At 68.5% G+C, this 18,129-nt stretch carries 13 protein-coding genes and 1 pseudogene; 4 read left to right on the top strand and 10 right to left on the bottom strand.

All coding sequences use genetic code 11. From position 1 onward, the window contains the following. Nucleotides 1–216: 216 nt before the first annotated feature. Entirely contained in the window at nt 217–2,400 is a 2,184-nt protein-coding gene (locus tag ACFV7R_RS37110; RefSeq protein ID WP_385271928.1) for an MMPL family transporter, read from the bottom strand. A 130-nt stretch (nt 2,401–2,530) separates the two neighbouring features. Then, entirely contained in the window at nt 2,531–3,142 is a 612-nt protein-coding gene (locus ACFV7R_RS37115) for a TetR/AcrR family transcriptional regulator (RefSeq protein WP_385271931.1), read from the bottom strand. A 147-nt stretch (nt 3,143–3,289) separates the two neighbouring features. Here ACFV7R_RS37115 and ACFV7R_RS37120 point away from each other — a divergent pair, with 147 nt between their 5' ends. Beyond that, nucleotides 3,290–3,925 carry a TetR/AcrR family transcriptional regulator C-terminal ligand-binding domain-containing protein gene (locus tag ACFV7R_RS37120; protein WP_385271934.1) on the top strand — a complete coding sequence of 212 codons (636 nt, stop codon included), beginning with the start codon at nt 3,290–3,292 and terminating at the stop codon, nt 3,923–3,925. Between the two features lie 315 nt (nt 3,926–4,240). After that, complete coding sequence (locus ACFV7R_RS37125; protein ID WP_385271937.1) at nt 4,241–5,098, top strand: peptidase dimerization domain-containing protein; 858 nt, start codon at nt 4,241–4,243, stop codon at nt 5,096–5,098. A gap of 536 nt (nt 5,099–5,634) precedes the next feature. On the opposite strand, the gene ACFV7R_RS37130 is transcribed toward ACFV7R_RS37125, so the two are convergent. Together ACFV7R_RS37130 and ACFV7R_RS37135 are read right to left on the bottom strand one after the other, a co-directional pair. Further along, a complete protein-coding gene (locus ACFV7R_RS37130) occupies nt 5,635–6,468 on the bottom strand; it encodes a PIG-L family deacetylase (RefSeq protein ID WP_385271940.1) in 834 nt (277 codons plus the stop codon). Nucleotides 6,469–6,881: 413 nt separating this feature from the next. Further along, nucleotides 6,882–7,238: a hypothetical protein gene (locus ACFV7R_RS37135; RefSeq protein WP_385271943.1), complete on the bottom strand. Its 357-nt coding sequence runs from the start codon at nt 7,236–7,238 to the stop codon at nt 6,882–6,884. Nucleotides 7,239–7,497: 259 nt separating this feature from the next. On the opposite strand from ACFV7R_RS37135, the gene ACFV7R_RS37140 reads away from it, so the two are divergent. Then, nucleotides 7,498–8,208, top strand: coding sequence for a hypothetical protein (locus tag ACFV7R_RS37140; RefSeq protein WP_385271946.1), 711 nt, complete (start codon nt 7,498–7,500; stop codon nt 8,206–8,208). Between the two features lie 162 nt (nt 8,209–8,370). Here the strand turns inward: ACFV7R_RS37140 and ACFV7R_RS37145 are convergent. The 6 genes and pseudogenes from ACFV7R_RS37145 to ACFV7R_RS37170 all read right to left on the bottom strand — a co-directional run. Then, nucleotides 8,371–8,662: pseudogene (locus tag ACFV7R_RS37145) on the bottom strand (PfkB family carbohydrate kinase); the annotation flags it as partial. Nucleotides 8,663–8,926: 264 nt separating this feature from the next. Next, nucleotides 8,927–10,351 (bottom strand): glycoside hydrolase family 32 protein, encoded by a 1,425-nt coding sequence (locus ACFV7R_RS37150; RefSeq protein ID WP_385271949.1) that lies wholly within the window; start codon nt 10,349–10,351, stop codon nt 8,927–8,929. A 107-nt stretch (nt 10,352–10,458) separates the two neighbouring features. Next, complete coding sequence (locus ACFV7R_RS37155) at nt 10,459–11,331, bottom strand: carbohydrate ABC transporter permease (protein WP_385271952.1); 873 nt, start codon at nt 11,329–11,331, stop codon at nt 10,459–10,461. Between the two features lies 1 nt (nt 11,332). Continuing rightward, nucleotides 11,333–12,259 carry a carbohydrate ABC transporter permease gene (locus tag ACFV7R_RS37160; protein WP_385271955.1) on the bottom strand — a complete coding sequence of 309 codons (927 nt, stop codon included), beginning with the start codon at nt 12,257–12,259 and terminating at the stop codon, nt 11,333–11,335. A gap of 85 nt (nt 12,260–12,344) precedes the next feature. After that, nucleotides 12,345–13,649 carry an extracellular solute-binding protein gene (locus ACFV7R_RS37165; protein ID WP_385271958.1) on the bottom strand — a complete coding sequence of 435 codons (1,305 nt, stop codon included), beginning with the start codon at nt 13,647–13,649 and terminating at the stop codon, nt 12,345–12,347. A 144-nt stretch (nt 13,650–13,793) separates the two neighbouring features. Further along, the gene (locus ACFV7R_RS37170; protein WP_385271961.1) at nt 13,794–14,828 is read right to left on the bottom strand and encodes a LacI family DNA-binding transcriptional regulator; all 1,035 of its coding nucleotides are present in this window, start codon (nt 14,826–14,828) and stop codon (nt 13,794–13,796) included. A 264-nt stretch (nt 14,829–15,092) separates the two neighbouring features. Between ACFV7R_RS37170 and ACFV7R_RS37175 the strand changes: the two genes are divergently transcribed. Continuing rightward, a complete protein-coding gene (locus ACFV7R_RS37175; protein ID WP_385271964.1) occupies nt 15,093–18,026 on the top strand; it encodes a GH32 C-terminal domain-containing protein in 2,934 nt (977 codons plus the stop codon). The last annotated feature ends 103 nt before the right edge of the window (nt 18,027–18,129 follow it).

An 18,129-nucleotide genomic window follows, 5' to 3' on the forward strand; every position in this document is an offset into this window, starting at 1 on the left:
CGCATCGGTACGTGGCCTCCACCGCTCCTTGCCAACCGGTGACCACTCTGCCGTTCGCCGGGTCGGCGATCGGCCCGGCAGTGGTCGGTCGCTCGTGTCGACCACTGCCGGGCTTCTCTTGCGTGCCGGGCCCGTCCCCACGGTCCGGCGCACGGCCGGGGATGTCCTTCACTCCGCTCTCGTCGGCATCCCCGGGTTCCTGTGACTTGGGACGCGTCAGACGCGTACCAGTTCTGGCTCTTCCGGTGCGTCGGTGCGGTGCCTGGTCAGGCCCTCGCCTTCGACGTCCACGTTGGGCAGTGCCTTGTCGAGCCACTTCGGGAGCCACCAGGCGCGGTCGCCGAGCAGGGCGAGCACGGCCGGGACGATGGTCATGCGGACGATGAAGGCGTCGAAGAAGACGGCGATGGCGAGGCCGAAGCCGATCATCTTGACCATCGCTTCGTTTGAGCCGATGAAGCCGGCGAAGACGCTGATCATGATGACGGCGGCGGCGGTGACGACCCGGGCTCCGTGCCGGAACCCGGTGACGACGGCCTGGCGCGGGCTTTCGCCGTGGACGTGGGCCTCGCGCATGCGGGTGACCAGGAAGACCTCGTAGTCCATGGCCAGGCCGAAGACGACGCCCACCATGAAGATCGGCATCATGCTCATGATCGGGCTGGTCTGCTCGACACCGAGCAGGTCGGCGGCCCAGCCCCACTGGAAGACGGCGACGACGGCGCCGAGTGCGGCCAGGACCGACAGCAGGAAGCCGAGCGCGGCCTTGAGCGGCACGAGGACGGAGCGGAAGACCAGGATCAGCAGCAGGAAGGCGAGTCCGACGACGAGCCCGAGGTAGGGGGCGAGCGCGTCGTTGAGCTTCTCGGACACGTCGACCTTCATGGCGGTCAGGCCGGTGACCATGACGTTGTCGCCGGTGTGGTCGCGGATGTCGGCGAGCAGGTCCTCGGTCTTGGTGCTGTCGGGTGCGGTGGTCGGGAGGACCGTCAGGATGGCGGTCCGGCCTGCCTCGTCGTACGTGGCGGGGGCGACGACCGCGACGTTCTTCAGGCCGGTGATGGTCTTGCTCACCTGGGCGGCCTCGGTCTTGACGTTGCCGCCGTCGGCCGTGGCGTCGACGGTCACCAGCAGGGGGCCGTTGATGCCGGGGCCGAAGCTCTCGGCGAGCATGTCGTAGGCCTTGCGCTGGGTGGTGCTGGTGGGCTGGTCGCCGTCGCCGGGCAGGCCCACCTTCAGGCTGCCCACGGGGATCGCGGCCAGACCGAGGGCGACCACGGCGGTGAGCAGGACCGCGACGGGCCGACGCAGGACGAAGTGGGCCCATCGGGTACCCATGTTCGGCTTGTCGGGGGCAGCGGTGGCACGCCGGGTGCCGCCTCGGGCCTTGCGGCCGAGGACGCGCTTGCCGGCGAAGCCGAGCAGGGCCGGGATGAGGGTGAGCGCGATGACGACCGCGATGGTGACGGTGCCGGCGGCGGCGAGACCCATCTTGGTGAGCATCGGGATGTTGACGACGGCGAGTCCGGCCAGCGCGATGACGACGGTCAGGCCGGCGAAGACCACCGCGGAGCCGGCCGTGCCGACCGCGAGGCCGGCCGCCTCCTCCCGGTCGCGGCCTTCGGCGAGTTCGGCGCGGTAGCGGGAGACGATGAACAGGGCGTAGTCGATGCCGACCGCGAGACCGATCATCGAGGCGAGCGTCGGTGTGGTGCTGGACAGGTCGAAGACCTCGGTGAGCGCCATGATCGAGGCGACCCCGATGCCGACGCCGATGACCGCCGTGAGCAGGGGCAGCCCTGCGGCGACGAGCGAACCGAAGGTCATCACCAGGACCAGGGCGGCCAGGGCGATGCCGATGATCTCGGCGGTGCCGGTATGAGGCAGCTCGGCCATGGCGGTGCCGCCGGCCTCTACGGTCAGTCCGGCGTGCCGGCCCTCGTCGAGGACATGGTCGAGCGTGTCCTTGGAGGTGTCGGACATCTCGTTGAACTGCACGTCATAGGCGACGGCGATGTAGGCCGTGGTGCCGTCCTGGCTGACGGCACCGGCCTTGAACGGGTCGATGACACCGGCGACTTGCTTGTTGCCGTCTCCGAGTTCGGCCACGGCCGCCTCGACGGCTGCCTTGTTGTCGGCAGCGGTGATCTTTTCGCCGGACGGGGCCCGGAAGACGATGTTCGCCTGGGCGCCGTCCGCACTCAGCGTCGGGAAACGCTCGTCCAGCAGGTCGAAGGCCTTCTGCGCCTCCGTGCCGGGGATGGAGACGTCGTTGCTGCCGGTGGCGTTGGCGGAGGCCGCACCGATACCGACGGCGGCCAGCAGAGCCACCCAGAACAGAGCGACGAGCCTGCGCCGACGGAAGGACAACCGTCCGAGTTTGTAGAGGAATGTGGCCACGAGAGGCTGCTCCGGATCAGGTCGTTGGGTTGCGAAAGGGCATGGGGAGCCAGCCCGACGACGAGAGCGGCGCACGTCAGGTGGGTCGAAAGGGGACTGGTTCGGGGCCGCACGACGCTGTGCGGCGGGTTCAGAGGCCGAGGGCGGGGACGACCACGGCGTCGATGTAGTTGCGCAGGAACACCGCGTCGGCCGGCTTGTCCTCGAGCAGCGGCCGGGCGACAAGGGCGCCGATCAGCATGTGCGAGACGTAGGCCGTGGCAGGCCGGTCCGCGGCGATCTCGCCCCGCTCGACCGCACGGGCCAGCAGTGCGTTGAAGCCGGTCAGTTCGGGGTCGATGAGCACGTCCCGCAGTGCCTGCAGGAGTTCGGGGTGGGTGTGGACGGCGTGGATGAGGGCCCGCATCAACGCGGTGTCCTTCTCCACCTGCCGGTCGTCGATCTGGGCCACCAGCGCGTGGAGGTCACCGCGCAGGGAGCCCGTGTCGATGCCGTCCAAGGTGGCGGGCTTCTCATGGCGCAGCGCCTGGGCGACCAGTTCGGGCTTGCCCGTCCACTGGCGGTAGAGGGTGGCCTTGCTGCACCGCGTGCGGGCGGCGATGCCATCCATGGTCAGGGATTCGTAGCCGACCTCCCGCAGCAGATCGAGCACGGCGGCGTACAACTCCGACTCGCGCTCCGGTGAGAGGCGGGTGCGGCGCTCGCGGGGTGCGTCGCCCTGTGGCGCGGCCACCGATGCCATGGCACGGCTCCTTGTCCGAACGGAACTGTTTCGTACGCGTGCAGGTTATCCGGGGCACGCAGGAATACGAAACCGTTTCGGTAGTGAAATGGGCCACGGTCAGGCTCCTGCGAAACTGAAACGGCAGCCGAGTCGAAAGGGGCACACATGGCCAGCACGTCACCGGTGACGGCGAAGCCGGGGCGTCCGCGGGATCCCGGGGCCGACGAACGCATCCTGCGGGCCGTCGTGGACGAGCTGGCCGAGACCGGAATCGCCGGCTTCCGGATCAACTCGGTCGCCGCGCGGGCCAGGGTCGCCAAGCGGACCCTCTACTCGCGCTGGCCCGAGCGCGACGACCTGATCCTGGCCGGCCTGTCCACTCTCTCCGGACAACTGCACCCGCCCCGGACGGGCAGCCTCGACGAAGACATGCGACTGCTCTACGACGCCCTCGCCGAGACCCTCGACAGCCCGCGCTGGCTGATCGCGGCCCGCTGCACCTTCGAGCTCCCCGACTATCCCGACCTGTATGCGCCGTTCCAGCGCGACTGCATCGACCAGCCGCTGGCCGTCATCGAGGACGTTCTCTTCGACGCCCAGAAGCGCGGCGAACTGCGCCCCGGCATCGACCGAGCCGTGGCCGCGGAGACCTTCGCGGCGTCGCTCGCCAACTTCAGCACGCACATCGCCCGCCTCCGCGGCGTCAACGCGCACGGAGTACGGGACCGATTCCTCGACCTGTTCCTGCACGGACTGGGCGCCGGGGAGAGGGCCAGCGGGCGTCGCCACCAAGCCGGCTGAACGGCCGGTGCGGCTGCCGCACCTTCCGTGCCGACCGTGCCCCTACTGACCGCGCCCTGTGAGGTAGCGAGGTGGTGGTGCCGACAGCAGGGCTGGTAAAGCTGGAAATGCGGGCGGTAGGGCCGGAAACGGCCGTCCATCGTCCGTGTCCGCCCGCGCCGGGACGGCTGGGGAAGACATGCGCCGGTTCGACGACCTCTTCGCGAGCGGCTGAGCGCGAGGCGGATCTGTTCCGTCGGGAGTGGCGTGGACGGCGAAGTAGACGCACAGGTAGCCGGCTCATTCGCCGCTCCGCGAGATCAGACGTCAAACTTGATGGCCGGGGCGCCGCGGGGCTGCCCACGCCCCGCGTCGTCGTCATGGCCGGACGGCGTCACCGAGGCGATCGGCGAGGTCGGCGGCTTCTCTCACACCCTGGACAACGGGGCCCGCGCCTATCTCGTCATGACGGTCGAGAAGAGCAAGCGGTGGTTGAAAATCCGTACCCGCGGAGTGGCCGGTCACGGCTCCATGCTGGCCGAGGACAACCCGATCGGCCGACTGGGCGAAGCGCTCGCCACACTGACCAAGCATCGGTTCCCTCTCACCCTCACCCCGACGGTGCGCCAATTCCTGGAAGGGATCAGCGAGGCCGGCGGATGGAATTTCACCGAGGACACACAGGCCGAGGACATCGTGGATCGCCTCGGTGGACTCGGGCGGATCATCGGGGCGACGATCCGCGACACAGCCAACGTCACGGTCGTCAGCGCCGGCTACAAGTCGAACGTGGTCCCGGCGATCGCGGAGGCCGAGGTCGACTGCCGTGTACTGCCCGGCCGCCGAGAGGCATTCGACGCCGAACTGGCCCAGTTGCTCGGCCCCGGCATCGAGCTGGAGTGGCACGAACAGGAGAGCCTTGCCGCGACGTTCGACGGCGACATCGTCGACGCCATGGTCGGCGCACTGCTCAACCACGATCCGAACGCGATCGTGCTGCCGTACATGATGTCGGGTGGGACCGACGCGAAACGCTTCGCACGACTCGGTATCCGGAACTTCGGCTTCTCCCCTCTTCCACTGCCTCCCGACCTGGACTTCGCGGCACTCTTCCACGGCGTGGACGAGCGCGCGCCCGTGAATGCCATCCGCTTCGGGGTAGGGGTTCTCGACGAATTCCTGCGCACTGCCTGACAGTTCGCATGTGGCTTCGTCGAGTGCCAGGTCTTCGACCGCCGCTACCTGTCGGAAGCCTCCATAGCCGAGCTCTTCGCCACCAAGCCAACCGAACCCGAACCGCATATCGCTCCACAACCGGAACCGAAACAGCTGCCGTGACTACACCACCCCGCGGGGCATGACCTCGGCGGCCCCGCGGTGGCGAGTGCCTCCATCCCGCACTCGCGCCAAGCACGCCGCCAGCGTTCCACCGACCGCTCACTCACCCGCAGATCCTTCGCGATCATCGGAGCAGACCGCCGGGCTTGTGACCTGGGCTGTCGCGCACCTTCCGAGTCAGCAGCCCGCAGGTCTCCCATCTGTGCGGTTGCCAGGTGGTCTGGGGACGAGCGCGGCGTCGGGTCGGAAGTGCGGGCACGCGTCGACGCCGTCGGCGAGGGCCTGGACGCGGGCTGCCGGAGCGGAACTCGCGTGGACAAGCCTCCGGGTATGTGACCCGCTCGATCGCGCCGTGCGGTCGATGCGCTTTCCCAGTCGGTCGGACGGGCGGATCAGCGCAGTCCGGCGAAGAGATCGTCCTCGGGTATGGCCGCGCCGGTGGCGTCCTGGACACGTACGAAGGTCTCCATGCCCATCAACTCGCCGAACCTCTCCTTGCCCATCTTGAGGAAGAAGATGTTCTCGCCCTGACTGGCGTGCGCGGCCAACGCGTCGAACTTCTGACCGCTGAACGCGGTGGTGTCCACCCACGTGGTGATCTCATCGTCGGGGAGGCCGATCTCGGCCATCGCGGCGGCCTCGGCAGGATCCGGCTCCGGCATGTCCTCATGAAACTCGCGCATGATCTCGCCGAACCGCTGCATCATCGAGCGGGGCATCGTGGTCCAGTACACCTTCGGTGTCAGCGCGGTCATCTCCAGCGCCGCCATCGTGATGCGGTGGGCCTGGATGTGGTCGGGGTGGCCGTAGAAGCCGTTCTCGTCGTAGGTGACGACCACATCAGGTCGGTAGTGCCGCATGAGTTCCGCGAGTCGGGCCGCGCCTTCCCGCACGGGGGTCTGCCAGAAGGATCCGGGGGCGTCGTTGCTCGGCCAGCCCATCATCCCGGAGTCGGCATAGTCCAGCAGCTCCAGATCGCTGACCTTCAGGACGTCACAGCTCGCTTCAAGTTCTTGACGGCGCATCAAGGCGACCGCCGCCGGATCGTGCCCGGGATCGCCCGGCTTGACACCCCCCGGTCCGTCACCGCAACCACCGTCGGTACACGTCACGAGCACCGTGCGGATGCCCTCCGCCGCGTACCGCGCGAGGACCCCTCCGGTTCCGGTGGCCTCGTCGTCAGGGTGGGCGTGTACTGCCATGAGCGTCAAGGGCCGGTCAGTCATGAAACAGTCCTCCTGCAGAAATACGTCTTGGTCCGAGTGCGCGGTGGGCGTACCGCGATCCTGGGGCCCGGATCCTGGTGGGGCGGACGACCTTGTGGTCTCCGTGTTCCCCGCCCGTGCGGCGCCGGTCCCTCGGTCGATGCAACCGTGCCGGCCGGACCGGCTGTTCCCGGAGCGGCCGCTTGGCCTTCCAGGCGTCGGCGTTTCAACGCGAACGAGGTGCAGGCGCGACCTGCTGTCCCGTCGAATTGGGCTTGTCTGTGGATCTCGTGCTGAGCTGCGGCGTTGCCAGGTCGGATGAGAACTCCCGGCTCGGGTTTCTCGGTGCATCTGGCTTCTGCGGAATCCCGAGTGGTTGCGAGCCGACCGCCCCAGAAAAGAGACGAGCCGGCCCTGAATGAAGAGCTCCGGCTTCAAGGGCGCAGCGACCGTTGAGCGGTGGCCAGGGTTACCTCGATGTCGTCGCTCCACGAGCAGACCTCCAGCCACGAGAGGTAGCCGCCCTGTGCGAAGGCCAGGACCTCGCCGGGGCACTCTCCGTCACCCGTGAAGATCTGAGCCTCGGCCGCCACCACGATGCCCGGCCCGGACGGTGCCGGCTCCACCGCTTCTGTATCGAGATCGAAGTACGCGGTGCCGCACCCACAGGTGCAGCGTTCTCGCACGCGGATGTGCGGCACCTGCCGGCGAAGTGCAACGTGAACCGGATCATCCTCGCCGAGAATGGCCTCCAGTACGAGGGCCACATCAGCGGGCAGTGTCTCCGTCACGTCGTCACCGTATCCCCTCCCCAGACACGTCCATGTGCGACCCCGGTTGCTGATAGTGCCGAGCCGGATGTCCCGTCCGATTCGAGTTGGCAGCTGGTGGGTCGCTGACCTGTGAGGTTGCCAGGTGGTTTGAGAATGACGCCGGGCGCTGTTCTCAGACGAGTCGGCTCTCGTGGAAGGGGGCGCGCTGCGGGCCGCCTCCCCGGAACGCCGGATACTCGTTCGGTCGCTTGTCAGTGAGGGCATGCAGAATGCGTCCATGAGTCGCGACTACCGGCCCGGTGACGTGCTGTTGCTGGAGTGCCCGTTCACTGAGACCGCCGTCACCGGGGTCACCCGTTACTACGTGTCCGTGCGGTGGCCGTGGTTGGAGGTGGATTCGCAGGCCGAGAACATCAGGTGGAACGGCCAGAGGGCGCTTCCGATGCCGGCGGCCCGCGAGTGGGAGCTCTTCCGAACGGAACCGACGGAGACCGCACTGAAGCCAGGCGATACCTGCCTGGTGGGAATCCCCGCGACCGTGGTGCACGTCCAGGCGGTCCATCGCTTCGATCCGCCCCTGGTCACCGGCATGCTGCCGCGGCCCGCGTCCTACGTCGAGGTCCTGCGGCAGGGTGAGACCCATGATCCTGACCTTGAGGACCAGGGCTACGCGATCGATCCGGCCGGCGGTGAACCGATACGCATCGAGCTGTTCTTCCGTCCGTACGCCTTCCTCGAACCGGGTGATGAGGTTGCCGACCGGAACGGGCGCGCCTGGCGGTTCGATGCGGCCTGGGACTGGCACCCCTTCGACGGTGAGCAGTCGGGCACTCCGGCCTGGCCGCTGGCGCTGCTCTCCCGCCATGGTGAGCCGACACCGAAGGAAGCCGTAGCGGTCGCCCGGGCGACCGCGGTCGGCAGCCACGCGGACGAACTGGAGCGGTGGAGCGGACTCACTCTCGCGCGACCAGCCGCCCCTCAGCAGTAGCCTCGCGAGACCGAACGAGATCAGGTGGTAAGCGCTGCCAGCAGTCAAGATCACCCGGATAACGTTCACTTCACTTGGCGTGCGAAATGGTGAGAATCCGACAACACGGATGAGACCGAGTGAGAATCCGCCAACTGCACTGCGACAGGACACCTGCATGTCTCAGCGCCATATCGGATCCGACTTCCACACGGCACCAGCCGTGAGATTCCGACACGAAATTTGAGACCCTGATATGTAGAGCGTTTTGTCAAGAGAGCAGGGGTTTGCGAGGTGTTCCGCACTGGGCGGGTTCGCGCCGGAGACGCAGCAGGTCAGGGCGGCGACGCGGGCGGCGAACGAGCAGACGTCGGCGACGTCTTCGGGGCTCAGCCGATCGGAGTCGTCCGCCGAGGTGTCCAAGGGCGGCGAGGCGGTGAAGCAGGCCCGCGGTAAAGGAGTCCCCGGTGCCGACGGCGAGAGCGCTGGGCTCGGGGGCGCTCACGCTGCCGGTCAGGTCGACACCAGAGGCGTTGAGGCGGGTCCGGAAGAGGGTGCCGAAGACATCGTTGGAGAACCGCCCATGGTGACTGGCTGCCTTTCTCAGGAAGGACGTGGGGCTGCCGCTCCCTTGCGTGGGTCCGGCTGTTCCGAGGCCAACGGGTGGTCGACGACGCCGCCGTCCTCATCCGCTTCGGGTGAGGACGGCGGCTCAAGGGCACGGAGGACAGGCGGCGCGTTATGTGTTCTGCCCTTGGCTCGCCAGCAGGGGTTCCTGACGGATTCCGCCCGGGGTCAGGTTCCATGCCTCGACGGTGAAGTCGCTGCGGCCGGTGCCTGTCGTGCGGGCTTGCATTCGCCAGGGTCCGTCGGCGAGCGGATAGAACCTGAGGGTGAGGACCTGGCCGTCGGCGAGATAGATCTCCGCGATCGAACGATCCACGATTACGCGTAGCTCGACGGGGGTGCCGGCCCTTGCGGCTGGGCATGGGACGGCATACGAGCCTCCCCGCGCTCGCGCGTCCGGTGACGCGTGGCTGCGGTCCACGGTGAGATGGCCGGTGGCGGGATCGAGGCTGATGTCGAGGTACTCGGTGCTGTCCGCGGAGGTGACCAGGCGCAGGCCGCTCGTGCCGGTGGTGTCGGGGGTCAGGACGGCGGTGAGGTCGAAGGTGCGGCTGACCTGTCCGAGTTCGGCCGACTCGGACTGTGTGACGTGTCCGGTGCGGTGCAGTACGCGTTCGCCACGCAGGGCGAGGAGTTCGCGGGCGGGGCGTTGGACGACCGTGCCGTCGGCGGTGAGGGTCACCTCGCGGGGGAGGGTGAGGACACCTGCCCAGCCCGCTTCATGCGCCCAGGCGTCGTCGCGGGCCTCCCAGGCCCAGCCCCACAGCAGCCACCGGTCTTCCCCGGGGGCCTTCAGCAGGGCGGGGGCGTAGAAGTCCGGACCGTGGTCCAGCGGCGCCGGGCAGGCGGTTGGCGTGAAGCGCCCGTGCTGCTCGCGGCCGGTGTGGACGGTGGTGTGGCTGGGGCCACCCTGCGGGGTCCAGTCGCTGAGGATCAGCACGCTGCGGTCGCCGAAGGTCGCGTACTGGGGGCACTCCCATCCGACGGGGCCGGTGCCGGCTGTGGCATCGCTGGTGTGGAAGGGGCCGCGGTACTCCCAGTGTTCCAGGTCGTCGGACTCGTACAGCTGGGCGGCGGCGCGGCCGTCGGCGAGGGCCGAGCCGACCAGCATCCGCCAGCGGTCGTCCTGCTGCCAGACGTAGGGGTCCCGGTACATGGTGGTGTCGGCGGGCGGCTCGGGGATGAGCAGCTCCGGGCGCTTGGCCCAGGTGATTCCGCTGTCGTACGACTCGGCGGTGGTGACCGGCTGCCACCAGCGGTCGGTGCGGTGGGCCGAGTAGAACGCCACCATGCGGTCATCGGCGGACACCGCGTTTCCGGAGAAGCAGCCGTCGGCGTCGTGGCCGCCGGGGGTCGGGGCGAGGGCCACCGGGAGGGGTTCCCAGTTGATCAGGTCGGGGCTGCGGTAGTGGCCCCAGTGCACGTTCGAATGCCGCGGGCCGTACGGGTTGTACTGGAAGAAGACGTGGTAGTGGCCGTCGTGGAACACCAGCCCGTTGGGGTCGTTGATCCAGTTGCGCGGGGGGCGCAGATGCACGGCCGGGAGGTGGGGGTCAGTAGGCGGCGTGGACACACGGGGCCTTTCTCGGGGTGCGCGAAGCACACGTGGTCGGCAGGAGAAGGGGTGGCGCGGGCGCGCGAGCGTCAGCCCTTGACGCCGGTCGAGGCGATGCTGTTGACGAACGACCGCTGGAAGGCCACGAAGAGGGCGAGGATCGGCACGGTGATCATGGAGGAGTACGCCATGATCTGGCCCCAGCCCACGTTCAGTTGGAAGAAGTAGGAGATGCCCACCATCACCGGCCGCAGCTCCTCGCTCTGTACGACCATCAGCGGCCACAGGTAGGAGTTCCAGGCGGGCAGGAAGGTCAGGATGGCGACAGTGGCGATGGCCGGACCGGACAGCGGCATGACGATCCGGCGGTAGATGGTGAACCAGCCGGCGCCGTCCACGATGGCCGCCTCGTCGACTTCCTTGGGGATGCTCTGGAAGTACTGGTGGAAGAAGAAGATCGAGAAGGCGTTGGCGACGAACGGCACGATCTGCACCTGGTACGTGTCCATCCAGCCGGTGGTCCACTCCAGGTGGAAGCCGTTGACACGGAGTAGCGGCAGTTGGTTGACCCACCACACCAGCGGTAGGGCGAAGGTCTCGAACGGCACGATGAGGGTGGCGATGACCGCGGTCAGGACGGCCTTGCGGCCGGGCCAGCGCATCCGTGACAGGGCGAAGGCGGCCAGACTGTTGACGATGATGCCGAGCACCACGGTGACCGAGGAGATGACGACCGAGTTCAGCAGGAACCGTGCCGCCGGGACGCGCTCGAACACGCCCGTGTAGTTGTCCAGGGACAGGGCGCCGACCGGGAGGAAGGCGCGCAGGGAGCCCAGGTCGCTGAAGATCTGGTCGTCCGGCTTGAACGACGAGACCAGCATGAAGACGAGCGGGAGCGCGAAGACCAGGGCGAGGACGACACGGCCGGCGTGACCGCCGAGGTGCTTGAGGAAGGAGGTCATGTCAGTCCTTCTCCCGGGTCAGGAATCGCTGGACGAGGGACACGGTCAGCACGAGCACGAAGAAGACGAGCGAGATCGCCGCCGCGTACGCGGTCTGCTGCTGGTCGTAGCCGGTGTGCACCGCCTGGTGGACGACGGTGGTGGTGGAGTCGAGCGGGCCTCCTTGCGTCATCACCCTGATCTGGGTGAAGAGGCTGAACGCCGCGATGGTGATGGTGACGAGCACGAACGTGCGGGTGGCGCGCAGTCCGGGCCAGGTGACGTGGCGGAAGCGGTGCCAGCGGGTGGCTCCGTCGAGGTCGGCGGCCTCGTACAGCTCGGCGGGAATGGTCTGCAGTCCGGCCAGCCAGATGATCATGTGGAAACCGACGCCCTGCCACACCGACATCAGGATGATGGCGGGCATGGCGGTGGCCGGGTCGCCCAGCCAGTCCGGGCCGTCGACGTGCCCGAGGGTGAGTGCCGAGATGACGTGGTTGACCAGGCCGTCCTTCCGGTAGAGGAAGGTCCACAGCAGAGACACGACGACCATCGAGGTGACGACCGGCAGGAAGTAGACGGTGCGGAAGAAGTTGACGCCGCGCACCTTCGCGTTGACCAGCAGCGCCAGCACCAGGGCGAGCCCGGCCTGGAGCGGGACGACGACAGCGGCGAAGTACGCCGTGTTGCGCAGGGACTTGTAGAAGACCGGGTCCTGGAAGAGCAGGGTGAAGTTCCTCAGGCCCACGAAGCGGGCCGGGGTGGGCGAGATGAGCCGTGCGTCGGTGAACGCCAGGGCGAAGGCGAGGACGACCGGTACGACGAGGAAGACGACCAGCAGCACGATGGCCGGGGTGGCCATGCCGAGGGCGGTGAGGCTCTCACGGCGACGGGCGTGCGTCGTTCGGGTTCGCCGGACCGGACGCAGCCGCTCGAGGGCTGCGATCATGGTGGTCACGGTAGCTCCAGAGGGAGCCGGTCCGGCTCGGGCGGCGCGAGGAGGCGCGGTCGAGGCCCGAACCGGACCGGGCGGGTCAGCCGGCGTAGTAGTTGTTCGTCTTCAGGTTGTTGTCGATGTCCTTCGCGGCCTGGCCGAGCGCGTTCTTCGGGTCGGCGCCGGACAGGATGTCCTGGGCCGCCTTCTCGAACTCGGTGGAGATGTAGGGGTAGGCCGGGGTGACCGGGCGCACGACCGCGTACTTGCGCGCGAACTGGACGAGCACGTTGAACCTGCCGCCCGGCTGGTAGCCGTCGACCTGCTGCGCGGCGGCCTCGGTGCCGGGGAGGGTGCCGGTGGCCTTGGCGTAGTCGACGAAGTACTTGGTCTGGCGGGAGAACTTCAGCCACGCCTGCGCGCCGGCCTTGTTGGAGCAGGTGGAGCTCATCGCCCACTGCCAGGAGGCGCCGCCGATCCTGGGCCCGTTCCCGAAGTCGACCGGCGGGATGATCGCCAGGTCGTCACCGAGCTTCTCGGCGTTCTTGGCCGCGTTCCAGCTGCCGTCCCACTGGATGGCGCTCTTGCCGGCCAGGAAGTCCTTGTTGGGGTCGGCACCGGACTTCTTCGACATGTAGCCCTTGGACACCAGCGAGCCGAACCAGGTCGCCCACTCCACGGAGCCCTTGCCGTCCAGGGTGCCCGAAGCGGTCTTGTAACCGTCACGGTCGATCAGGTCGCCACCGAAGCTCTGCAACTGCGGGGAGTAGGCATACGACCACCACTCACCGCTGCCGCCGGTACCCATCTCCAGCGGGTACTCGAACTTCCCGCTCTTCTTCAGCTTGGCCAGCGCGGCGTCGAACTCGGCCTTCGTCCAGGGCTTGTCCATGGTCGGGATGCGGATGTCGTACTCGTTCAGCACCGACTTGCGGGCGAAGAAGGCCAGGGAGACGTCGTAGAAGCCGAACCCGTAGACTTTGTCCTTGTAGCGGCCGACGGTGCTGGCCAGCTGGTCGGACAGCGGCACCTCGCTGCCGGAGACGTCGATCGGGGCGAGATAGCCGCCCCAGGCCCAGTTCGCCACGTTGGGGCCGTCCACGTCGAGCAGACACGGCAGCCTGCGGGCCGAGGCGGCGGCCACGACGGAGTTGTTGTAGTCGCTCTGCGGGAACGACTGGAGCTTGACCTCGTACTTGCTCTGCGAACCGTTGAAATCCTTGATGATCTTCTTGACGACGTCGAGCTCGGCCGAGTTTCCGGCGTTGTGCGTCCACAGGGTCAGCGTGTCGCCGTCGGCTCCGGACGAGCTGCCGCCGCTCCCGGTCGCGCATCCGGCGACCAGCGCGGTCGCCGCCGCGACGGCTACACTCGCGACTGCGAGGCGCCTTGTTCTCCACACCACGAGGTTTCCTCCATCTCACTGAGACGGGTCTTGCCGGACCCGCCTTGGCGACCGGTTGTGACGGTCGCTGTTCTTGGTGGTCGTCCCGCCGCCCGGGAGTCTCAGGTCCCGAGCGGCGGGACAACCTGTTTTCGGGTGCCGGTGTCATCCCTGTGCGGGGGCGCCGATGGAGGCACGTTCCCGCAGCGGCATGGGCACACGGTGTACGACTGCTTCGAGCGGCCCCTTGCGGAGGATCAGCTCCACGGCAAGGCGACCGAGCAGGTAGTGCGGCAGCTTCAGCGTGGTGAGCGCCGGGCGCAGGACGGACGCGATGTCCTGATCGTCGAAGGAGACCACCGACACGTCGCCGGGCACCGACAGACCCGCCTCACCGAGCGCTTGGTAGGCGCCGAGGGAGACCCGATCGGTCAGGCACACCAGCGCCCGGGGCCGGTGGCCCGCCGCGAGCAGCGCGGAGACCTCCCGGTATCCGTCCGGCGTGTTCCAATCGCACTCGATGACACCGTCCAGGCGCGCGCCGCCTTCCCGTAGGACCTCCTCCAAGCCGCGCATACGCTCGTTGCCGGCGATGATCCCCTCGGGCGTGGCCGGAACGGCCTGGTGGCCGCCGATCGCCCAGATGCCCTCGGTGTGGCCGGCGGCCAGCAGGGCACGGGCCGCGTCACGGCCGGCCTCCAGCTCGTCCGGCACGACCGACGGCGCGTCGAATCCGGGGGCCAGGCAGTTCAGCAGCACCACGCGGCGCCCGAACAGTTCCTTGGGCGGAGTCACGTACCGGGTGAACATGGACGCGTAGATCACCGCGTCGACCTGACGGTCCAGCAGCGCGTGGACCAGCGAGGACTCGGCGTCGCGGTCGCCGCCCGCCTCCGTGATGAACAGCAGGTTGTCCCGCTCCCGGGCGGCCTCCATCGCGCCGCGGATCACCTCGCCCGCGAACGGCGTCGTGGTGATCCGGTCCGACACGAACCCGATGGTCTGCGTCGACTTCGTCCGCAGACTGCGCGCTGTGACGTTCGGGCGGTAACCCAGCTCCCGGGCGGCCTCCAGCACGCGTTCGCGGGAGGCGTCGGAGATACGCATGTCGGTGCGTCCGGACAGGGCGAACGACGCGGTCGTCGGCGAGACGCCCGCCCTGCGGGCAACGTCGGCCATGGTCACGCGGCGTTCAGACATCAGCTGCTCAGCTCCGTTGTTAAATCGGATTAGCAAGTTGCGACGAGACTGATGCGCGCTTCGCCTGATGTCAACAGTCCGGCTATATCGAATGCGAAACGTGGGCGATATCGGGTGTTTTGTGAGGCCTTCAGGTGTCGCCGAGGTAAATCGTCATGCATTAGCTCTTGCGTTAGCAGGAGCGGCGCGCGAACCATGCCGACCCATCGACTAAACCGATTTGGCACGGCGTCAGGCATGCCGTGCATGACCCAGGAGCCAGTCATGAGGAGAAGAACAGCCCTCGGTGTCGTATCGGCCGCTGTCGGCGGCGCCGTCGTCCCTCTCTCGTTCGTTCCCGCTCCCGCCGCCGCCAAGGGACGGAGCGGCCCTCAACGCCCCATCGCCCGCTGGGACTTCGACGAGCGCACCGGCACGGTCACCCGCGAGGCGGTCTCCGGCTCCGCCGACCCCATCGGCTACGTCTTCACCGACGCCCGCTACAAGCCCGACAGCGACCCCGTACGGCGCCGTGGAGTGAGCGGCCGGGCGCTGTACTTCGACGGCTACTCCACCGTCGTCACCGTCCAGAGCCCCGGCAAGCTCAACCCCGCCGACGGCATGACCATCGACGTGTGGATCGCCCCCTACGCCTACGAGCACGGCATCGACGGCAAGCCCCAGGCCCTGGTCAACCAGCACAACCCGGACGCCAGGACCGGATTCCTGCTCGGCCTGCGCCGCTTCGGGCAGATCGTCTTCCAACTCGGCTTCGGCACCGATCTGATCGAGGTCAGGGGAGCCCAGGACCAGCCGGCCGCCAAGGGCCGGTGGACCCATGTCGCCGCCACTTACGACCCGGCCGCCCGTCAGCTGCGCCTCTATCGCGACGGCCGACCGATCGGTACCGCGACCACCCCCGGCCAGGCGCCGCAACTGGCCTCCGGGGAGCCCCTGTTGATCGGTCGCCACAACCGACCCACCCTGCTGAACGGCGAGTTCCACGCCAACATGTACATGGGTCTGATGGACAGCCTCATGATCCGCCCGGGCACCCTGGACGATGCGACGGCGCAACAGGAGCACGCCGAAAGGGTCGCAGCGCTCCCCGGCCACCGTGTGCCCCGCCCTGACACCACCCCCGACCGGGCGCGCTTCGACGGCGACCGGCACCGCCCTCAGTTCCACATGCTGCCGCCCTGGCACTGGATGAACGAGCCGCATGCGCCGGTGTACTTCAAGGGCAAGTACCACATCTTCTACCAGCACGATCCGCTCGGCCCGTTCTGGGGCCAGATCCACTGGGGACACGCGGTCAGCACCGACATGGTGCACTGGCGGGACATGCCCATCGCCCTCGCACCCGCCGCGGACTCGGTCGGCCCGGACGGCTGCTGGTCGGGCTCGGCCCACGTCGACGGCGACCGGGGACCGGTGCTCTTCTTCACCGGCGGCGACGACCGCCTGCCCTACCGCCAGCGCACCGGCCTCGCGGTGTCCGCCTACTCGGACGACGGCGACACGGACCTGCCCACCTGGACGATGAAGTCCGAGCCGGTCACCGAAGCCCCGGCCGGGCTCCCGGCCGGCCCCGGCACCGCATGGGCGGAGAACTTCCGCGACCCCTTCGTCTGGGAGGAGGACGGCGTCTGGTACCAGCTGGTCGGCAGCGGCATCGTCGACTACAACGGCACGCAGGTCACCAAGAAGCACGGCGGAACCGCACTCGTCTACACCGCGCGCAGGCCCGAAGGGCCGTGGAAGTACCGCGGCCCGCTGCACTGGAACGATCTCGCCACGCTGCCCGAGCCCGGAGAGGCGTGGGAGCTGCCGGTCCTCCTCCCGCTCCCCGGCCCCAAGGGCAAGCGCACCGGCAAGCACATCCTGCTGGTCAGCCCCTGGTGGGAGGCGTTCAACCCGAACGCCGTCAAGCACACCTACTACTGGATCGGCACCTTCGACAAGGGCGAGTGCCGCTTCGTGCCCGACCACGAAAAGCCCCGCGAGTTCGACTTCGGCGAGCACTTCACCGGCCCCTCCGGCTTCGTCACCCCCGACGGCCGGTCCGTGCTCTTCAGCATCACCCAGGACCGCCGCAGCGAACAGCAGCACGCCCAGTCCGGCTGGGCGCACAACGCCGGCATGCCCGTCAGCGTGTCGCTGCGCCACGACGGAACCCTGGGCGTCGAACCGATCGCCGAGGCGGCCGGCCTGCGAGGCCGCCGACTCGCCGAGATCCGCCAGACCTCGGTGACGGAGGCGAACCGTCAACTCGCCGACGTCTCCGGCGACATGCTGGACATCGAGGCCGTCATAGAACCGCGCGACGCCACGACCATCACCCTGGCCGTCCGGGCGAGCGCCGACGGCAGCGAGCAGACACTGCTCTCCTACGACACGACCGAGCGCCGTTTCCGGATCGACCGCAGTCGCTCCAGCCTCGACCCGGACGTGCGCAAGGGCGTCCACGGGGGCGCCGTGGAACTCGACGAAGGACGACTGAAGCTGAGGGTTCTGCTCGACCGCTCGATGCTGGAGGCGTACGTCAACGGCACCCACAGCCTCACCAGCCGCGTCTACCCGACCCGCGAGGACGCCACCGGCCTACGGCTGACCAGCGAGGATGGCTCCGCCCAGGTCGTGTCCCTGGACGTCTGGCGCATGAACGGCGCCTACGACACACCTGTCGCCCCCGCCGCCTACGACCCGCCGCGCCCGACGGACGTCGACGCCCTCCCCAATCACGACTTCGCCACCGGCGACCTCGCCGGATGGACCGTCGTCTCCGGTACGACCTTCAGCGACGCCAACGTCACCACCCGCACCGACTGGGGCTGGGGCGGCCCCTTCTATCAGGCCGAGACCGAAGACGACCCGACCGGTCACCACTTGTGGGGCTTCAACCCCTCCGGAGGCGGCGACGGCGCCACCGGCGTTCTACGCTCCGCCACCGTGGTCCTCGGAGGAGACGGCGTGATCGACCTGCTCGTGTCCGGCGGCAACGACCCCGACCGGCTCTACGCGGCCGCCGTCCGCGCCGACGACGGCAAGGTGCTGGCCAAGGCCACCGGCCGCAGCACCGAGCAGTACCGCCGCGTCGTCTTCGACCTCTCCGCCCACATCGGCGACCGGATCTACATCGAGGTCGTCGACCGGGCCGACGGGGGCTGGGGCCACATCAACGTCGCCGACGTCAACGTCCCCATCCGGCGCTCCTGAATCCCCAGCCCATCCCCCATACGCGTCGGCCCTGGACCGTGCCGCGCCCAGGGCCGGCGTCCTGCTCCACCTGTTCACCTCCACCCCACACCGACGGAGGTTC

The sequence above is a fragment of the Streptomyces sp. NPDC059866 genome (assembly GCF_042731325.1).
Lineage (GTDB): Bacteria > Actinomycetota > Actinomycetes > Streptomycetales > Streptomycetaceae > Streptomyces > Streptomyces flavusporus.